Below are 2,973 nucleotides of genomic sequence, written 5' to 3'. Positions count from 1 at the left end.
TGCAATCGCGTAGAGCGGCGTGTAGGGGCACGCGTGCAAATACCGAAAAGCGCGCCATCTCAGCCTACCTACCGTACCTACCTCATCCCATCACTACTTCTCAAGCTCGCGGAGCAAATATTCACGGCGTTTCGCGATATAATCCAGAATGACCTGACGGTCCGACAGGAGGATATCGGTGGAGTATTTACGCGTGGAATCCGCCATAAGCGCTGGCATCAACGAGGAGTGAAGTGAGTTAATGGTTGGAGCCAGCTGGTTCACCGTAAAATGACGCTCTAGAATCTCCTTCAGCGTATTGCGATACTGCCTCCGGACTGAGGGGAAGGAGAGCAGCTTTTGGGTCAGCCCGTTATACCCTTTGATCCGGACGTTGTCGATGTTGCTGAGCTTCCCGTAACTGTTTCTCCCCCAGGTTCCCTCGTAATCCCAAGGGCTCATTTGATATTTCAAGCTGCCCTTTTTGCGGAAGATCGCATAGTTTTGAGTAAAGCCGTCAAAGTTCCCGGTGCACACCGCCCCGCCTAACCAACGTAAATACTCCGGAACATCTAAATGCTTCTTCAAATAGGCCAGAAGGCGTTTCCCCTTGAGCGTATTGAGCCGTTCCACAAACCGCGAGATTCGTGCCATCTCCTGAGAGGTGCCAATCACCAGCTCGTAGCCGGAAGCAAGGTTGCGCTTGCGTTTTCCCCCCTCCCCAATCAGACGAAAGTTGGCATTGTTATTGATGGCATATAACAACGAACTCGTTTTCACTTTCCTTTTGGTAAAAAACGACCGATCTACCCCTTCAATCTCAAGATACAGCCCCTGATTCACTCCATTTACAACAAGGTAAACATGTCTCGTTCTTGGACTCGGAACTCCAATTTTTTCAAAAAACCAAAAAGATAGCGCGTTTCTCATCATGGTAGGATCATCCCACTCCACGTTGTAATGGATGCTCCTGTGACCTATGCGAAGTTCGTATGATTTTTTGTCGTAATAACGGGTGTGTCCGCCCCGGTAACGGATTTTGACGTTTTCTTTGATGTTATCCGTCATGAGTAAAGCGTTGGCGTATTGGTCATCCCATACGCTTTTTTCTAGCTTTGCTTGGTCTGACCGGCCGATTTGAAGCGAACGAACGGGGAACCTCAACCTGATCACCTTTCTTGCGGAAGCCTGCCGCATTTCACTTTAATATCCAGAATATGCAGGCGGTTGTCGGATGGTCCGCTTTTACCTATGGCAACAAGGATGTTAATTCTTTGATTCTTGTAGGCAATTCTACTTTAGTTACAGAAGTGGAAACTTATAGATGATAGATATCAGACTAGGACAAAGGTTAGTTATCGACATATGATGTACTACAATTCCCGCTAGGGGGCAAATGAAAGGAGGGGAGGAACGTGGCCTGCTACCAATCGCTGATTCAATTAATGCATCTCATAGGTAAGGAAGTTTGTATAAATCGTGGTCAACCGGGTTTCATAATCGGCAGATTAGTAAGCATCCAGAATGATTATGTGGCCGTACAAACGAAGGATCGTCGCGTACTCTACTACCGTTCGGCTTTTATTGACAGCTTGTCCGAAACGAGATGGAAGAGAGTGCCGACGAACTACAGCCAAGAGGTTGAAGTGATCATGGCCCCTCGATTTAATGAACTTCTCTCAAGCCTCCTGGACCATCAGATCCTGCTAGATTTTGGCGGGCCGCAAGTCGAGAAAGGGTTGCTTACCCGTATAACTGCCGATGAAGTTGTGATGGAAGTGAATGAGGAGAGTGTAAGAATCCCTCTCGAGCAAATTCGTTATACGGTTTGTGAATGTTAAGCAATTTATGGAAGGGGGAAATGGGTTATGGCCTTCAGTCAAACAGGAAACGGCTATAGCAATTTACAAGGGAGCACCGTCCGAATCAATCGGGGTGGCCCGGATTCGGTTGAAGGAACTTTGGTAGGTTACGGATCGGATTACCTTGTCATTCTGGCCAAAGACGGCACTGTCTATATCAAAAACGCTCATGTGAAGAGCTTTAGTCAAAACTTGGGCACAAAAGGGAAAACCAAAGGAACCATGGGGAGAACAGGCCAATCCATTATTCGTTCTTACAATTTCGATGGCGTTCTTCGTGCCCTGAAACACCAAAAAGTGCAAATTAACCGCGGAGGCCCTGAGAAGATCGAAGGGATCATCTCGGATTATGGCAACGATAGTTTGACTCTCATTGTCAATAATGAACTCGTGCAGATTCAAAGCTATCATATCAAAAGTGTGACCGTGCGCAGCCGCTCCAGCAGCAACAATAATAACAACAATAGAAACGGAAATAACCGAAACAACAATGGCAGATCCAACAACAACAGAACGGGAGGGAGAACCGGCGGCAGAACAAGCGGCAGAACCGACGGTAAAACCTCAGGCAGTAAAAGCGCCACCGTCTCTGGAGCTACAGGCGGCAGAACAAGTGGCGGTGGAGGTCGCGGCAGAACCGGCGGTGCGGGGACGGGCGGCAGAAACCGCACCCAGGGAAGAACCCAGGGAAGAGACCGCACCCAAGGCAGAGATCACACGCATGGAGACCATAATCATGGCGGAAACCACACACATGGAGACCATTCTCATGGTGGAAACCATACGCATGGCAGAGGAGGAGATTCTGCAACCGGTGGCAGAACCCGCACGCAAGGTAGAACGGGTGGAGCAGCTACTGGCGGCAGAACCCGCGGTAGAACTGGCGGCTCATCCACTTGGGGACGTATGGGTGGAGCTACTGGCGGCTACCGGTGGGGGACCAGAAAGACGAGCAGCAATGTGAAAAAGTCGAGCAAAAAACGGCAAGGAGGATCCTCCAAGGTATCCTCTAAGAAAAAATGGGATCCCTTTCTTTAAGAATGGAACGAAAGCCTGCAGTCGTTGAGGCGGTGCCTGGGGCGCCGCCCTCTTTAAGATTTAGGGAAAATACCCGCTATTTATCCTAGTTAGT

General features: G+C 49.1%; 3 protein-coding genes. 2 read left to right on the top strand and 1 reads right to left on the bottom strand.

Annotated elements, in window-relative coordinates:
* Positions 1 to 93: 93 nt before the first annotated feature.
* Positions 94 to 1,047: a CotH kinase family protein gene (locus M3G15_RS21195; protein ID WP_260072002.1), complete on the bottom strand. Its 954-nt coding sequence runs from the start codon at positions 1,045 to 1,047 to the stop codon at positions 94 to 96.
* 347 nt (positions 1,048 to 1,394) lie between these two features.
* On the opposite strand from M3G15_RS21195, the gene M3G15_RS21190 reads away from it, so the two are divergent.
* Positions 1,395 to 1,820 (top strand): hypothetical protein, encoded by a 426-nt coding sequence (locus M3G15_RS21190; protein ID WP_260072001.1) that lies wholly within the window; start codon positions 1,395 to 1,397, stop codon positions 1,818 to 1,820.
* Positions 1,821 to 1,847: 27 nt separating this feature from the next.
* Positions 1,848 to 2,879: a hypothetical protein gene (locus M3G15_RS21185; RefSeq protein WP_260072000.1), complete on the top strand. Its 1,032-nt coding sequence runs from the start codon at positions 1,848 to 1,850 to the stop codon at positions 2,877 to 2,879.
* Positions 2,880 to 2,973: the final 94 nt, after the last annotated feature.

It is taken from the genome of Paenibacillus sp. p3-SID1389, from assembly GCF_025151705.1.
Lineage (GTDB): Bacteria > Bacillota > Bacilli > Paenibacillales > Paenibacillaceae > Fontibacillus > Fontibacillus phoenicis.
This window is presented reverse-complemented; position numbering and strand designations above follow the sequence as displayed.

Coding starts and splice junctions, on each gene's coding strand:
- M3G15_RS21195 (WP_260072002.1), bottom strand. CDS start 1,047: ATGACGGATAACATCAAAGAAAACGTCAAAATCCGTTACCGGGGCGGA.
- M3G15_RS21185 (WP_260072000.1), top strand. CDS start 1,848: ATGGCCTTCAGTCAAACAGGAAACGGCTATAGCAATTTACAAGGGAGC.